Raw genomic sequence first — 14,485 nt, 5'->3', positions numbered from 1 at the left:
GCCGTGCACCCATGCCGTCTGATGAGTTCTCTGCACCCTACGCATGTTCCGCAAACCGTTTCATGTGCCCGTCACATCGACGACACACCCCGTCACGCCCGACGCACGGGTTCGCGCCAGTGGATCACATCCCCTAAGCGCGCGGAAACGGCCCCCGAGCCCCCGGCGGGTCGCGAGCGTACGCCCCGTACGCCACGAAGTCACCCGTCCGGCTCCCGCCAGGGGAGCCGAAGGGTGACCTCGGGGCACGACATCGCTCTGCGTGGTTGGCCGAATCCCTACGGTGCGGAAAGGGCCCCGCTCTCCACCGGCGCCCACTTCTCCACGAGCCCGGGGTTCGCCTTCAGCCAGGTGCGTACGGCGTCCTGCTCCTTGCCCTTCCCGGACTTCTGGAGCTGCGCCTCCAGCGAGGTCAGCTGGGCCTCGCTCATCCTGAACTCCTTGAGCCAGCGCGCCACTTCGGGCTGGTCGGAGGCGAATCCGGACCGGGCGACGGTGTGCACGTGGTCGCCCTCGCCCCAGGCCCCGCGCGGGTCGGCGAGCTTCTTGAGCCCGTACTCGCTGTACGCCCAGTGCGGGGACCACAGGGTGACGACGATGGGCTGCTTGCGCGCGTACGCCCGCTTGAGTTCGGCCAGCATCGCCGGCGTCGACCCGTCGACGACGTCGTACCCGTCGAGCCCGTACTCCTCGACGACCTTGTCCTTCAGCAGGCCCATCATCCCGGCGCTCGGCTCGATCCCCACGATGCGGCCGCCGAACTCCGGGGCCCGGTTCTTGAGGTCCGCAAGGGAGTTGACGTCCTTCATGTACGAGGGGACGGTCAGCTCCAGGGACGTCGGGCCGTACCAGGAGCCGAGGTCGTCGAGATTGTCGCCGTACTTCTTCCAGTACTCGGCGTGGGTGGTCGGCAGCCAGGAGTCCGTCTGGAAGTCGAGCTGGCCGGTGGCGAGGCCGGTGTAGAGGGGGCCCGCCGCGTACTGCGTGGTCGTCACCTTGAAGCCGCGTTCCTGGAGGATCTCCTTCCACAGATAGGTGGAGGCGATCCCCTCGTCCCAGGGGATGTAGCCGATCCGGATCTCCTGGCCGCGTCCGACGTCCGTGCCCGACGCGTGCGCCGGTGACCCGTTCCCGCCGAACACCCCGAGCCCGCCCGCGACGACCGCGAGCACGGTCACGCAGGACATCGCGACGGCCGGGCGCGGCCGGTACGTCCATGCCGTCCCCCGGGACTTCGCCGCCGCCCGGCGGCCGAGCGGCGAGAGCCGGGTGCCGAGCGCGCCGGTCATGCGGTCGAGGTAGATCGCGAGGACGACGATCCCGAGCCCGGCCTCGAAGCCGAGCCCGATGTCGAGCTGGCCGATGGCCTCGTTGACGGCGCCGCCGAGCCCGCCCGTGCCGACCATGCCCGCGATGACGACCATGGACAGACCCAGCATGATCACCTGGTTGACGCCCGCCATGATCGTCGGCAGGGCGAGCGGCAGCTGCACCCGGAAGAGGGTGTCGCGGGGCTTCGTACCGAACGCCTCGGCGGCCTCGACGAGTTCGGCGTCGACCTGCCGGATGCCCAGCTCGGTCATCCGGACGCCCGGCGCGACCGCGAAGACCAGCGTGGCGACCACCCCGGCGGGCACGCCCATGCCGAAGAAGAGGATCGCCGGGATCAGCAGGACCATCGACGGCATCGTCTGGAGCAGGTCGAGGACCGGCCGCACCGCGGCGCTGACCGTCCTGGAGCGCGCCGCCCACACGCCGAGCGGGATCGCGGCCACCAGCGCGATGAAGGTCGCGACCAGCACCAGGGAGAGCGTCGACATCGCCTTCTCCCACAGGTCCAGCGAGTCGATCAGCGCGAACCCCGCGAACGACAGCGCGCCCGCCGCCAGCCCGCGCAGCCACCAGGCGAGGACGGCGAGGATCCCCGCGAGCAGCAGCGGCTCGGGCGCGTTCAGCACGCCGTCGAGGACGTCGTACAGCCCCTCCACCACCGCCTTCACCGCGTCGAACAGCCAGGCGAGATGGTTGACGAGCCAGTCGACACCGGAGTCGACCCAGTCACCGAGGTGCAGCCTAGGCATGGGCCACCGCCTCCTCCGCCATGACCCCGACCAGCAGATCCGACGTGACGACCCCGACGACGTCCCCCGCGTCGTCGAGCACGGCCACCGGATGATCGACGCGCGCGCAGATCGCGCACAGCTCCGTGAACGACGTCTGTGGCGTCACGGTCTCGCAGGCGCAGTCCGTCTCATGCGCGTCCGTGTCCATGACCGCCGACGCCGTCAACACCCGCGAGCGGTCGACGTCCTGGATGAACGAGGCGACGTAGTCGTCGGCCGGGCGCAGCAGGATGTCCTCGGCGGTGCCGTTCTGGACGATGCGGCCGTCGCGCATGACGGCGATCCGGTCGCCCAGGCGCATCGCCTCGTTGAGGTCGTGGGTGATGAACACGATGGTTTTCTTCAGGGTCTTCTGGAGGGTGAGGAGCTGGTCCTGCATGTCGCGGCGGATCAGCGGGTCGAGCGCGCTGAACGACTCGTCCATCAGGAGGAGGTCGGCGTCGGTGGCCAACGCGCGTGCCAGGCCCACGCGTTGCTGCATGCCGCCGGACAACTCGTCGGGCCAGGAGGACTCCCAGCCCTCCAGGCCGCACAACTTCAGCGCCTCGGCGGCGCGTTGCTCGCGCTCGGGGCGGGGGACGCCCTGGACGGCGAGGCCGTACGCCGCGTTGTCGAGGACCGTGCGGTGGGGGAAGAGCGCGAAGTGCTGGAAGACCATGGAGACCTTCCGCGCACGCACCTCCCGCAGCTCGCGGTCGTCGAGCGCGGTCAGGTCCTGGCCGTCGAAGCGGACGTGCCCGGCGGTGGGTTCGAGGAGGCCGTTGAGCATCCGCAGCAGCGTCGACTTGCCGGAGCCGGACAGGCCCATGACGACGAAGATCGAGCCGGGTTCGACGGTGAAGGAGGCGTCGATGACGGCGGGCATGGCGCCGTCCGCGCGCAGGTCGTCTCGGGTCTCGCCTCTTCTGAGCCGCTCGACGGCGTCGTCCGTTTTCCTGCCGAACACTTTGTAGATCCGGTCTGCCTCTAGCCGTGCGGACACGCGCACCTCTCCGGTCGGGGACAAGGAAAAGGAGCCGCCGGCTGAACAGGCAACCGGCGCCGCTCCGAGACCGCGCCTGCCCGGACCTTTTCCGGCCAAACCCACAGGTGTCCCAGGTCACAGGGGTGCACGCGTTTTCCACGCGGCCACCGGGGTGAACGGGGGCGGGTCGCTGTCAGTGCCGTGCGGCATGATGCGGGGGTGACCGGACGACTGATGCTTCTCGACACCGCCTCCCTCTACTTCCGCGCCTATTTCGGGGTCCCGGAGTCCGTGAAGGCACCGGACGGGACGCCCGTGAACGCGGTGCGCGGCCTCCTGGAGTTCATCGACCGGCTGGTCAAGGACCACCACCCCGACGAGCTGGTGGCCTGCATGGACGCCGACTGGCGGCCCCGGTGGCGGGTCGACCTCATCCCGTCGTACAAGGCGCACCGCGTCGCCGAGGAGCGCGCGGCCGGTCCGGACGCGGAGGAGATCCCGGACACGCTGTCCCCGCAGGTGCCGGTCATCGAGGCGGTGCTCGACGCGGTGGGGATCGCCCGGGTGGGGGTCGCGGGGTACGAGGCGGACGACGTGATCGGGACGTTCACCGCGCGCGCGAAGGGGCCGGTGGACATCGTCACCGGGGACCGTGACCTGTACCAACTCGTGGACGACGCACGGGGAGTTCGTGTCCTGTACCCGATCAAGGGCGTCGGCACGCTCCAGATCACCGACGAGGCCGTGCTGCGCGAGAAGTACGGCGTCGACGGGCGGGGGTACGCGGATCTGGCGCTGCTGCGCGGCGACCCGAGCGACGGGCTGCCCGGGGTGCCGGGGATCGGGGAGAAGACGGCGGCGAAACTGCTCGCCGAGTTCGGCGACCTGGCCGGGATCATGGCGGCCGTGGACGATCCGAAGGCCAAGCTGACGCCCTCGCAGCGCAAGCGGCTCGACGAGTCGCGGCCGTACGTCGCCGTCGCGCCGACGGTCGTGCGGGTCGCCGGCGACGTGCCGCTGCCCGAGGTGGAGACGGCGTTGCCGCGTGCGGCGCGGGACGCGGAGCTGGTGGCGGCGCTGGGGGCGCGGTGGGGGCTGGGCGGGTCGCTGGGGAGGTTGCTGGCGACGCTGGAGGGGACCCGGTGAACTTGACGGACATTCCATCCCGGGAGTCACGTTCTCGCAAAAAGGATTGACGTTACCGCAGGTGAGCGGGTCCCGCTGCGGAAACACGCAAACTCACCCCCTGGGGAAGGGGGCGGGAGTGGGGGGAGTGATGCTAACTTAGGTAAACCTAACCATAACAGCATGGGAGGCCGTCATGTCAGAACGTCCGGCACGGAAACCGCGCAAGCCCCATTCCGCGCGGGTCGTCCGCACTGAACGGCTCACCCCCCATATGCAGCGGGTCGTACTGGGCGGCGAGGGGCTGGCCGAGTTCGCGGCGGGCACCTGCACCGACCACTACGTGAAGATGCTGTTCGCTCCCGAGGGGGTCTCCTACCCGGAACCCTTCGACCTGGAACGCATCCGCGAGGAACTGCCCCGCGAGCAGTGGCCGGTGACCCGCACCTACACGGTCCGCCACTGGGACGCGGAACACCGCGAACTGACCCTGGACTTCGTCCTGCACGGCGACGAGGGGCTCGCCGGCCCCTGGGCGATGCGCGTCCAGCCGGGCGAGACCGTCCGCTTCATGGGACCCGGCGGCGCCTACACCCCCTCCCCCGACGCCGACTGGCACCTCCTCGTCGGCGACGAGAGCGCGTTGCCCGCCATCGCCGCCGCGCTGGAGTCGCTGCCCGCCGGGGCCGTCGCTCACGCCTTCGTGGAGATCGCCGGGCCCGAGGAGGAGCAGAAGGTCGACTCCGACATCGAGGTGACGTGGCTGCACCGCGGCGACCGGCCGGTCGGCGAGCTGCTCACCGAGGCGGTACGCGCGCTGGAGTGGCCCGAGGGGCAGGTGCACGCCTTCGTCCACGGCGAGGCGCACTTCGTGAAGGAGCTGCGGCAACTGCTGCGCGTCGAGCGCGGGTTGGCCCGGGAGGACCTGTCCATCTCCGGGTACTGGCGGCTCGGGCACGACGAGGACGGCTGGCAGGCGTCCAAGCGCGAGTGGAACGCACGCATCGAGGCGGAGCAGGAGAAGCCGGCCGCGTAAAGGCCCCGCACCGGCCCCGTGAGGAGTTGGGTCCGCCGCGGACATGCCCGCGTGACGTGCACGCAACAGCACATCCCTAATTTCTGTCACCCGACAGGAATACGTGCTGGAGCACGCGCCGAAGGCAGGTGCCGCCGTGACGACCACGCCCCTCACCGACGTACAGGACCCCACCGACTCCCTGGCGGAGTTCGGCTACCGCCAGGAACTGCACCGCAGCCTCGGCCGGTACGCCTCCTTCGCCGCCGGCTTCTCCTTCATCTCCGTCCTCACCACCGTCTTCCAGTTCTTCGCCTTCGGGTACGCGTTCGGCGGCCCCGTCTTCTTCTGGGCCTGGCCGGTGGTGCTGCTCGGCCAGCTCGCGGTGGCCGCCTGCTTCGCCGAACTCGCCGCCCGCTACCCGATCTCCGGGGCGATCTACCAGTGGTCGTCCCGGCTCTCCACGCCCGCGTTCGGCTGGTTCGCGGGCTGGATCATGGTGATCGGGCAGATCGTGGTCGTCGCCGCGGCGGCCCTCGCCCTCCAGATGGTCCTGCCCGCGCTGTGGACCGGCTTCCAGCTCATCGGCACCGACCCCGCGCCCACCTCGCCCGACGGCGCGGCCAACGCGGCGCTCCTCGGTGTGGTCCTGCTGGTGCTGACGACCCTGGTGAACGTCCTCGACAACCGCGTCCTGTCCGCCGTCAACCGCGTCGGCGTCACCGCCGAGATCATCGGCGCGATCCTCATCGTCGTCCTCCTCCTGACCCACTCGGAGCGCACACCGACGATCACGTTCGAGGGCCCGGCCGAGGGCGGGCTCCTGGGCGCCCTGCTCGTCGGCTCCTTCACGGCCGCGTACGTCATGATCGGTTTCGACAGCGCGGGCGAGATGAGCGAGGAGACCCGCCACCCCCGCCGCACCGCCCCGCGCACGATCCTCACCGCCCTGACCGCGGCCGGCCTCCTCGGCGGCCTGATCGTCCTCGCCGGCCTCCTCGCCGCGCCCAGCCTCACGGACGGCCGGCTCGCCACGGACGGCCTGAGCTACGTCCTGACGAGCAGCCTCGGCGACGGTGTGGGCAAGGCGCTGCTGGCGGACGTGGTCGTGGCGATCACGGTGGCCACCCTCGCGATCCAGACCTCCGCGTCCCGCATGCTCTTCTCGATGGCCCGCGACGGCCGCCTGCCGCTGTCCCGCACGCTCGCCCGGGTGAACCCCCGCACCGGCATGCCGACCGCCCCCGCCCTGACCGTTGGCACTCTCGCCGCCGCCCTGCTCCTGCTCAACTTCGCCTCCCCCGAAGCGTTCCTGGCGATCGGCACGACCTGCATCGTCATGCTGTACCTGGCCTACGCGATGGTCACGGGCCCCCTCCTCGTCCGACGCCTGCGCGGCGGCTGGGGTCACTCACGGGGCACGGACGAGATGGGCGCCCCCCTCTTCTCCCTGGGCCGCTGGGGCCTGCCGGTCAACGCGCTGGCCGTGGTCTACGGCGTCCTGATGACCGTCAACCTCGCCTGGCCCCGAGCGGCCGTGTACGACCCGGAGGGCGGCCACTGGTACTTCCAGTGGTTCACCGTGCTGTTCCTGGGGGCGACGGTGGCACTGGGCGTGGCGTACCGGGCGACGCGACGTACGCCGTAGCGGGTGTCGGGCGTCTGTAGGCGAGATGTCGGTGGCGGCTGCGATCTTGGGTGCACGCCGTTCGAGCGAGCCAGGAGCCTGTCACCGTGTCTGCCGTATCCCCGGGCCGTCCGTGGGACGTCCACCGTCTGCCGTCCGCCCGGAACCGGACCTTCCTGATCACCGGCGGCAACGCCGGGATCGGCTACTTCACCGCGGAGCAGCTCGCCGCCACGGGCGCGGTCGTCGTCCTCGGCTGCCGGGACGCCGGGAAGGCCGGGGCCGCCACGGCCTCGATCCGCTCGCGCGTCCCGGGGGCGCGGGTGCGGCACCTTCCGCTGGACCTCGCCGACCTGTCGTCCCTGGAGGCGGCCGTGGACCGGCTGGACGTCGGCCGGCTCGACGCGGTGGTCCACAACGCGGGCGTCGCGCTCGACGACCCGCCGCGCCGGGAGACCGCGGACGGCCACGAGCTGATGTTCGCCACCAACCACCTCGGCCACTTCGCGCTCACCCGGTGGCTGGCCCCCCTGCTGTGCGCGGCGCCGGCGGGCCGCGTCGTGACGGTGGGAAGCTTCGCGGCCCGCTCCGAGCGGCTGGACCCGGACGACCTCCAGTCGGCCCGCGACTACCGCCCCCAGCGCGCCTACGGCCGCTCCAAGCTGGCGCAGACGTCCTTCGCCCTCGAACTCGACCGGCGTCTGCGGGCCACCGGCAGCCCGGTCCTCAGTGTGGTGGCCCATCCCGGTGGCGCGCTGGACTCCCTCACCCCGTCCCGCCCGCCGCTGCACACGGCCACGGCAGGCTCGCGGCTGCGGGCCCTGCCTGCCGGGCTCCTGCTCCAGGGCAAGGACGCCGGAGCGTGGCCGATCGTGCGTGCCGTCCTCGACGAGGAGGTGCGCGGCGGGGACCTGTGGGGTCCGAGGGCCTTCGGGCTGCGGGGCGCACCGCGCCGCGAGCCCGTCCCGGCCCACATGGCCGACCCGGCGGTCGCCGCCCGGCTCTGGTCCGCCAGTGCGGAACTCACCGGCACCGACCCGCACCTCGGCTTCGCCCGGCCACGGCTACTGTGACCTGCCATGAGACGTCGCCGTACGCCCGCCCCGCCCTCCCCCCTCCCCCAGCGGGACGGGGTGGACCCGGTACGGGTGCGGCTGCCCGGTGAGGGGACGTGGGGGACGGTGCGGGAGTATCTCGCCGGGCGGCTCAGCGGGGCCGGGGAGGGCGTGGTCGACGGGCTGTTCCGCAGGGGGGAGGTCGTCGGCGTCGACGGGCGGGCCCTGGCCGAGGACACGCCCTTCGCGCCGGGGGCGTACGTGTGGTTCCACCGCGAGCTCGCCCCGGAGACCCCCGTACCGTTCGAGGTCGGCGTCGTCCACCGCGACGACCACATCGTCGTCGCCGACAAGCCGCACTTCCTCGCGACCACGCCCCGGGGCAGCCACATCACGCAGACGCTGCTGGCCCGGCTGCGCAGGGACCTCGCGATCCCCGCGCTCGGCGCGGCCCACCGGCTGGACCGGCTGACCGCGGGGCTGGTCCTGTTCACGGTCCGCCCGGAGGAACGCGGCGCGTACCAGAGCCTGTTCAGGGACCGCAGGATCCACAAGGTGTACGAGGCGGTGGCCCCGCACGCGCCGGACCTCGCCTTCCCCGTGACGTTGTCCTCGCGCATGGAGAAGCCCCGGGGTTCCCTGACCGCGCTCGAAGTCCCGGGCCCGCCGAACGCGGTCACCCACGTCACGGAGACCGCGCACCGCTCGGGCCTGGCCCGCTACCGGCTCACTCCGCAGACCGGCCAGACGCACCAACTCCGGGTCCACATGGCCTCGTTGGGCCTCCCGATCCTGGGCGACCCCTTGTACCCGGAGGTCCAACCCCCCATTCCCGCCACGGACTTCCACCGCCCGCTCCAACTCCTGGCCCGGGAGCTGCACTTCACGGACCCGGTGACAGGCCGGGAGCACCACCTGTCGAGCGGCCGGACATTGGAGGCGTGGGAGGCGTACGAGGACTGGGCCGGGGGAAAAACCGCAGGTGCGGGCCGGTATGGGAAGATCGCCTCATGGCAACCCCTGGTGGACGACGCGTAGGCCGCCCCCGCGCGGTCGAGCGCGCGGGGCGCGGCGCCGATCCCCGGGGCGAGCTGCTGGCCGCGGCCGCCGAGCTGTTCACCGTGCAGGGGTACGCGGCGACGAGCACCCGGGCCGTGGCGGAGCGGGCGGGGATGCGCCAGGCGACGATGTACCACTACGTGTCCGGCAAGGAGGAGTTGCTCGCCGAGCTGCTGGAGTCGACGGTGGCCCCCTCGCTGACGTACGCGCGCTCGCTGCTCGCCGAGGAGGGCCGGGAGGCCCGGGAGCGGCTGTGGGAGCTGTGCCGGGCCGACGTGGAGGTGCTGTGCGGCGGCGCGTACAACCTGGGCGGCCTGTATCTGCTGCCCGAGGTGCGGGGGGAGCGGTTCGCGGAGTTCCGGGCCGCTCGGGAGGAACTGAAGGGCGCGTACCGGGAGTTGGTGGCGGGCGCGACGACTCTCGATGGCCGGGAGCTGGCGCTCCGCACCGACCTGGTCTTCGGTCTGATCGAGGGTGTGATCCTGGTGCACCGCTCGGATCCCGACCGCCCGGTCTCGGAGTTCGCGCGGGCGACCGCGGACGCGGCGTTGAGGATCGCGGGCGTCTGAAGTCTCGTACGCCCGTGCGTAGTTACCGGGCGTGTTCGAACTAATCCGTAGCGTGGAAAACGAACGACCATACCTCTGCCGGGGGATCCCTTTCAGGCGGTTGCCGAACATGACGCGGCGTTGATCCGGTCGGACTAAGCTCGCCCGCAGCGCACCCAGTTGAGGTGGATTCGTGCGCTTGTTCCCGAATGTTCCGAAGATGCGGACAATTCCCGACAGAGGGTCCCCATGGTGAGTGCTCAGTCCTCGGCGCAGTCCCCGTCCGGGCGTGAACGCCCTTTCGCGCGGGTGCTGTTGCCCCCGGCGATACTGATGACCGCGGTCAGCTCAGCGGCGCTCGCGCTGGTCCCGCGGTCGGCCCGGGTCGCGGTCGGCGTGTGCGGGGCCGTCGCCACGGTGCTGGTGGTGATGACGGCGGTCGAGGTGGTCCGGCGCGGACGCAGGCTGCGGGAGCTGCGCGCCGACACCGAGCGCCGTACGGCCGCGCTGGAGCAGCGCATCGAGGCGTACGCGGACCTCAACCTGAGAGTCGTCGAGGACCACATCCCGACCGCGGTGAAGGTCCTCAGGGCGGGCAACTCCCCACGTGAAGTGGTCCAGTTGATGCCGGACATCGACCCCACCTTCCGCGACCTGGACCGCGCCCAGGCGGGCGTCGTCACCAGCGTCCTGGACATCGTCGAGCACCAGGAGAACCTGCGGGACTCGGCGCTGCGCTCGTACACCTCGGTCGCCCGCCGCATCCAGGCGATCGTCCACCAGCAGAACGACGAACTGCTGGAGATGGAGTACGACCACGGCAACAACCCGCACGTCTTCGACGACCTGCTGCGCATCGACCACGGCACGGCGATGATCGGCCGCCTCGCGGACTCCGTCGGCGTCATCGGCGGCGGCCGCCCGAGCCGCCAGTGGCCCGCGCCGGTCCCGCTGTACAGCGTGCTGCGCGGCGGCATGTCCAGGATCCTGGAGTACCCGCGGATCAAGCTGGAGTCGATCGCGAAGGTCAACATCCGCGGCATCTCCGTCGAGCCGGTCATCCACGCCTGCGCCGAACTCATGGACAACGCCACCCGCTTCTCGCCCCCGGCGAGCACGGTCCACGTCAACGCCATCGAGGTCCAGACCGGCATCGCCATCGAGATCGAGGACGCCGGAGTCAGCCTCAGCGAGGAGGGCCGCGCCAAGGTCGAACGGATCCTGGAGGAGGCCAAGCGCGGCGAGGACATCCACGACGACGGCGGCGCCCCCCAACTCGGGCTCGCGGTGGTGGGCCGGCTGTGCACGACGTTCAACATGCAGTGCTCGCTGCGCGTCTCGGCGTACGGCGGGGTCCGCGCCGTCCTGATCGTGCCCGCCGAGATGCTCACCGAGGGCCCGGAGACGATCTACGCGCACGGCATCGGCGCGGGCGCCACCCCCACCCTCGACCTCGGCGGCATCAAGGGCCCCCAGCGCAAGCCGAAGAAGCGCCGGCCCACCAGTCCCCGCCTCCCGGAGGGCGTGTCCATGGAGGAGGAGACCCCCGAGGTCACCGAATGGACGGCCGAGGGGCTGCCGCAGCGGCGCAGCAAGGCCGTCGTGTCCATCCTCGACTCCTACCCCGAGGCGTACCGGCGCCAGCTCGCCGAGGAGGCCGCCGAGAAGGCCGCCGCCGAACGCGGCGAGAGCGTGCCGGTCGACCCGGAGGAGGAGATGTGGGCCGAGGCCGCCGCACGCGTCCTGGCCAAGCCCGCCCCGAGCGGGCCCGCGCCGGGACTGGGCTTCGAGGCGTTCTGGGCGGGCCTCAAGGACAACACGCCCGAAGGCGTACACCCCACCGACTTCACCCGCAATCCCACCGCATACCTGCACCTGATCGACGACAAGGCCATGGCCCCCGCCGAGGCCGACGACGAAGGGGACCCCACGTGATCAAGCCGCGCGCCAACTTCGACTGGATGCTCAAGGAGCTGTACAGCGGCGTTCCGGGCATCGAGATGATCGTGGTCCTGTCCGCCGACGGACTGCGCATCGCCCGCTACGGCGGCGACCCGGACGCCGCCGACCGCGTCGCCGCCGCCTGCGCGGGCCTCCAGAGCCTCGCCGGGGCCGTCGCCGAGGAGATCCCCACCGTCCGGGGCGACATGAAGCTCGTCGTCATCGAGATGGACGGCGGCTACTTCTACCTGATGGCCGCGGGCGCCGGCGCCTTCCTCGCCGTCCTGTCCGACGTGCGCTGCGAACCCGGCGCGATGAGCCTGCACATGCGCGACCTCGTCGTACGCATCGGATCGCACCTCACGAGTCCGCCCCGGCGGAAAGGGCAGACCGTATGACTCCTCCGCAACGCCGGCGACGCGCCGCCCTGCGCCCGCTGCCGAAGCCGCCCGGTGAGGCCACGGGCGGCGACGGCGACGGGAAGGAGAAGAAGGCTCCCGAACGGCTCTACACCATCTCCGACGCCGACGGCGAACGGGCGCCCCTCGACCTGGTGACCCTGGTCGTGGCCCGCACCGAACCGAACTCCTCGACCGGCCCCGAGCGGACGGTGGTCCTGCGGATGTGCGCGACACCGCTGTCCCTGGCCGAGGTGTCCGCGTACCTGTCGCTGCCGTTCACCGTCGTGTCCGTACTGATCACCGACATGCTCGCGGCGGGCCTCCTCGACTCGCGCGCGCCCGTCGTCCGGCAGAAGATCCCCGACCGGTCCCTCCTCGAAGCGGTGATGCATGGACTTCAACGCCTCTGACGCGATCCCCGGCCCCCGCGCCGAGGACCGGCTCCCGCACACCACCGCCGCCGCCGCGAAGATCGTCATCGTGGGCGGGTTCGGCGTCGGCAAGACCACCATGGTCGGCTCCGTCAGCGAGATCAGGCCGCTGACCACCGAGGAGACCATGACGCAGGCCGGGATCGGCGTCGACGACGACTGCGGCTCCGACACCAAGACCGCGACCACCGTCGCCATGGACTTCGGGCGCATCCGCATCAGCGACGAGTTCGTCCTCTACCTCTTCGGCACGCCCGGCCAGGAACGGTTCTGGTTCCTGTGGAACGGGCTGTTCGAAGGGGCGCTCGGGGCGGTCGTCCTCGTCGACACCCGGCGCATGGACGTGAGTTACGAGGTGATGGGGCGGCTCGAAGAGCGCGGGGTGCCGTTCATCGTCGGCGTCAACACCTTCCCCGACGGCCCCCGTTACCCGATTCCCGTGCTGCGCGGGGCACTTGACCTGCACCCCCGGATCCCGATCATCGAGTGCGACGTCCGCCGCCGCGCCTCCAGCCGGGACCTCCTCACCACCCTCATGGACTTCCTCAACACCCTCCTGGACAACGGCGCCCTCGTCTGACGCCGCCGTCCACGTCATGAAAGCGACCCCTTCCCGTGACGTCTGACCACACCACCACCCAGCCCCCCGTCGGCTGCCCCGCCCACGGCCGCGGCGCGGGCGGACTGACCCGGCTGTTCGGCCCCGGCTCCGAAGACCTCAACGCGCTGTACGAGCAGTTGCGCGAGGAACACGGCCCCGTCGCGCCCGTCCTCCTCCACGACGACGTCCCCATCTGGATCGTCCTCGGACACGCCGAGAACCTCCACATGGTGCGCTCCCCCACCCACTTCACCCGCGACAGCCGCATCTGGACGCCGCTCGTCGAGGGGCAGGTCAAACCCGACCACCCGCTCATGCCGCACATCGCCTGGCAGCCCATCGCCTCGCACGCCGAGGGCGACGAGCACAAACGCCTGCGCGGCGCGGTCAAAGCCTCCATGGAAGGGCTCGACGACCGCACCCTGCGCCGCTACATCAACCGCTCCTCCCAGCGGCTCGTCAACGAGTTCTGCGAGAGCGGAAAGGCCGAACTGGTCACCCAGTTCGCCGAACACCTCCCCATGGCCGTCATGTGCCACGTCCTCGGCATGCCCGAGGAGTACAACGACCGGCTCGTCCACGCGGCCCGCGACGCCCTCAAGGGCACCGAGACCGCCATCGCCAGCCACGGGTACGTCATGGACGCGCTCAGCCGCCTCACCGCGCGCCGCCGCGCCGAACCCACCGACGACGCGGCGAGCAAGCTCGTCACCCACCCCGCGAAGCTCACCGACGACGAAGTCCGCGAACACCTACGCCTGTTGCTGTTCGCCGCCTACGAGGCCAGCGTCAACCTGCTGTCCAGCGTGCTCCTCCAGGTCATCATCGACCCCCGCTTCTACGCGAAGCTGAACGGCGGCCAGATGACGGTCCCCGAGGCGGTCGAACAATCCCTCTGGGACCACCCCCCGTTCAGCACGATCTTCGCCTACTTCGCGAAGGTGGACACCGAACTGGGCGGCCAGCGCATCCGCAAGGGCGACGGCCTCCTCTTCGCCCCCGCCCCAGCGAACGTCGACCCTTTGATGCGCCCCGACCTCTCCGCCAACATGCGAGGCAACCGCTCCCACCTCGCCTTCGGCAGCGGCGCCCACGAATGCCCCGGCCAGGACGTGGGCCGCGCGATCGCCGACGTAGGCGTCGACGCGCTCCTCTTCCGCCTCCCCGACGTCCAACTCGACTGCCCCGAATCGGAGTTGCGCTACACCCAGTCCATCTCGTCCCGCCACCTGGTGTCCCTCCCGGTCCACTTCGACCCCAAACCCCAACAAGACATCACCCACAAACCAAGCCACGCGAACCTCCCCCAACCCAGGAGCAGCTGGCCCCTACCGACCCGCCGAAAGGTGACGGTCCCGGAGGAAAAAGCCCCGGAACCGGAGAAGACACCCCCACCGGCAGCGACGACGGAGGAACGGAGGCCGAGTGTCTGGCGTCGGGTGCTGAGGTGGTGGAGGGGGTACTGAGGTAGGCACGGGTTCGAGGGGGGCTCTCTATGAGCGATGCCCCCCAAACCCGCACACAACCAAACGCCGCAACCAACTCCCTTCAGGGGCGCGGGGAACTGCGCGACAAGCCACGACGCACCCGCACCC

The 14,485-nt window shown here is 71.1% G+C and carries 13 protein-coding genes; 11 read left to right on the top strand and 2 right to left on the bottom strand.

Features of this window, described 5'->3' with window-relative positions; genetic code table 11:
• Nucleotides 1–278 precede the first annotated feature (278 nt).
• Together ACLZOT_RS14050 and ACLZOT_RS14045 are read right to left on the bottom strand one after the other, a co-directional pair.
• A complete protein-coding gene (locus tag ACLZOT_RS14050) occupies nucleotides 279–2,081 on the bottom strand; it encodes an ABC transporter permease/substrate binding protein (RefSeq protein ID WP_416969199.1) in 1,803 nt (600 codons plus the stop codon).
• The gene (locus tag ACLZOT_RS14045) at nucleotides 2,074–3,105 is read right to left on the bottom strand and encodes a quaternary amine ABC transporter ATP-binding protein (protein WP_416969198.1); all 1,032 of its coding nucleotides are present in this window, start codon (nucleotides 3,103–3,105) and stop codon (nucleotides 2,074–2,076) included. Before ACLZOT_RS14045 ends, ACLZOT_RS14050 begins: the two co-directional genes overlap by 8 nt.
• A gap of 216 nt (nucleotides 3,106–3,321) precedes the next feature.
• Here ACLZOT_RS14045 and ACLZOT_RS14040 point away from each other — a divergent pair, with 216 nt between their 5' ends.
• From ACLZOT_RS14040 to ACLZOT_RS13990, 11 genes are all read left to right on the top strand, one after another.
• The gene (locus ACLZOT_RS14040) at nucleotides 3,322–4,233 is read left to right on the top strand and encodes a 5'-3' exonuclease (RefSeq protein ID WP_416969428.1); all 912 of its coding nucleotides are present in this window, start codon (nucleotides 3,322–3,324) and stop codon (nucleotides 4,231–4,233) included.
• A 175-nt stretch (nucleotides 4,234–4,408) separates the two neighbouring features.
• The gene (locus ACLZOT_RS14035; protein ID WP_416969197.1) at nucleotides 4,409–5,248 is read left to right on the top strand and encodes a siderophore-interacting protein; all 840 of its coding nucleotides are present in this window, start codon (nucleotides 4,409–4,411) and stop codon (nucleotides 5,246–5,248) included.
• A 136-nt stretch (nucleotides 5,249–5,384) separates the two neighbouring features.
• A complete protein-coding gene (locus ACLZOT_RS14030) occupies nucleotides 5,385–6,875 on the top strand; it encodes an amino acid permease (RefSeq protein WP_416969196.1) in 1,491 nt (496 codons plus the stop codon).
• An 86-nt stretch (nucleotides 6,876–6,961) separates the two neighbouring features.
• Nucleotides 6,962–7,927 (top strand): SDR family NAD(P)-dependent oxidoreductase, encoded by a 966-nt coding sequence (locus ACLZOT_RS14025; protein ID WP_416969195.1) that lies wholly within the window; start codon nucleotides 6,962–6,964, stop codon nucleotides 7,925–7,927.
• 6 nt (nucleotides 7,928–7,933) lie between these two features.
• Complete coding sequence (locus tag ACLZOT_RS14020) at nucleotides 7,934–8,947, top strand: RluA family pseudouridine synthase (RefSeq protein ID WP_416969194.1); 1,014 nt, start codon at nucleotides 7,934–7,936, stop codon at nucleotides 8,945–8,947.
• Entirely contained in the window at nucleotides 8,920–9,537 is a 618-nt protein-coding gene (locus ACLZOT_RS14015; protein WP_416969193.1) for a TetR/AcrR family transcriptional regulator, read from the top strand. Before ACLZOT_RS14020 ends, ACLZOT_RS14015 begins: the two co-directional genes overlap by 28 nt.
• 228 nt (nucleotides 9,538–9,765) lie before the next feature.
• Nucleotides 9,766–11,451, top strand: a complete 1,686-nt coding sequence (locus ACLZOT_RS14010) for an ATP-binding protein (RefSeq protein ID WP_416969192.1) — start codon at nucleotides 9,766–9,768, stop codon at nucleotides 11,449–11,451.
• A complete protein-coding gene (locus ACLZOT_RS14005; RefSeq protein WP_416969191.1) occupies nucleotides 11,448–11,855 on the top strand; it encodes a roadblock/LC7 domain-containing protein in 408 nt (135 codons plus the stop codon). The genes ACLZOT_RS14010 and ACLZOT_RS14005 overlap by 4 nt, the downstream gene beginning before the upstream one ends.
• Nucleotides 11,852–12,268: a DUF742 domain-containing protein gene (locus ACLZOT_RS14000; protein WP_416969190.1), complete on the top strand. Its 417-nt coding sequence runs from the start codon at nucleotides 11,852–11,854 to the stop codon at nucleotides 12,266–12,268. Before ACLZOT_RS14005 ends, ACLZOT_RS14000 begins: the two co-directional genes overlap by 4 nt.
• The gene (locus tag ACLZOT_RS13995) at nucleotides 12,249–12,869 is read left to right on the top strand and encodes a GTP-binding protein (RefSeq protein ID WP_416969189.1); all 621 of its coding nucleotides are present in this window, start codon (nucleotides 12,249–12,251) and stop codon (nucleotides 12,867–12,869) included. The genes ACLZOT_RS14000 and ACLZOT_RS13995 overlap by 20 nt, the downstream gene beginning before the upstream one ends.
• Nucleotides 12,870–12,904: 35 nt before the next feature.
• Nucleotides 12,905–14,356 carry a cytochrome P450 gene (locus ACLZOT_RS13990; RefSeq protein ID WP_416969188.1) on the top strand — a complete coding sequence of 484 codons (1,452 nt, stop codon included), beginning with the start codon at nucleotides 12,905–12,907 and terminating at the stop codon, nucleotides 14,354–14,356.
• Nucleotides 14,357–14,485 lie beyond the last annotated feature (129 nt).

The organism is Streptomyces sp. 4F14 (assembly GCF_048159485.1).
Lineage (GTDB): Bacteria > Actinomycetota > Actinomycetes > Streptomycetales > Streptomycetaceae > Streptomyces.
The sequence above is the reverse complement of the archived record's forward strand: the minus strand, read 5'-3'. Positions and strand labels throughout refer to the sequence as shown.

What these genes read in the sequence shown, in the direction of transcription:
- ACLZOT_RS14050 (WP_416969199.1), bottom strand. Translation starts at nt 2,081, where the DNA reads ATGCCTAGGCTGCACCTCGGTGACTGGGTCGACTCCGGTGTCGACTGG.
- ACLZOT_RS14040 (WP_416969428.1), top strand. Translation starts at nt 3,322, where the DNA reads ATGCTTCTCGACACCGCCTCCCTCTACTTCCGCGCCTATTTCGGGGTC.
- ACLZOT_RS14035 (WP_416969197.1), top strand. Translation starts at nt 4,409, where the DNA reads ATGTCAGAACGTCCGGCACGGAAACCGCGCAAGCCCCATTCCGCGCGG.
- ACLZOT_RS14020 (WP_416969194.1), top strand. Translation starts at nt 7,934, where the DNA reads ATGAGACGTCGCCGTACGCCCGCCCCGCCCTCCCCCCTCCCCCAGCGG.
- ACLZOT_RS14015 (WP_416969193.1), top strand. Translation starts at nt 8,920, where the DNA reads ATGGCAACCCCTGGTGGACGACGCGTAGGCCGCCCCCGCGCGGTCGAG.
- ACLZOT_RS14010 (WP_416969192.1), top strand. Translation starts at nt 9,766, where the DNA reads ATGGTGAGTGCTCAGTCCTCGGCGCAGTCCCCGTCCGGGCGTGAACGC.
- ACLZOT_RS14000 (WP_416969190.1), top strand. Translation starts at nt 11,852, where the DNA reads ATGACTCCTCCGCAACGCCGGCGACGCGCCGCCCTGCGCCCGCTGCCG.
- ACLZOT_RS13995 (WP_416969189.1), top strand. Translation starts at nt 12,249, where the DNA reads ATGGACTTCAACGCCTCTGACGCGATCCCCGGCCCCCGCGCCGAGGAC.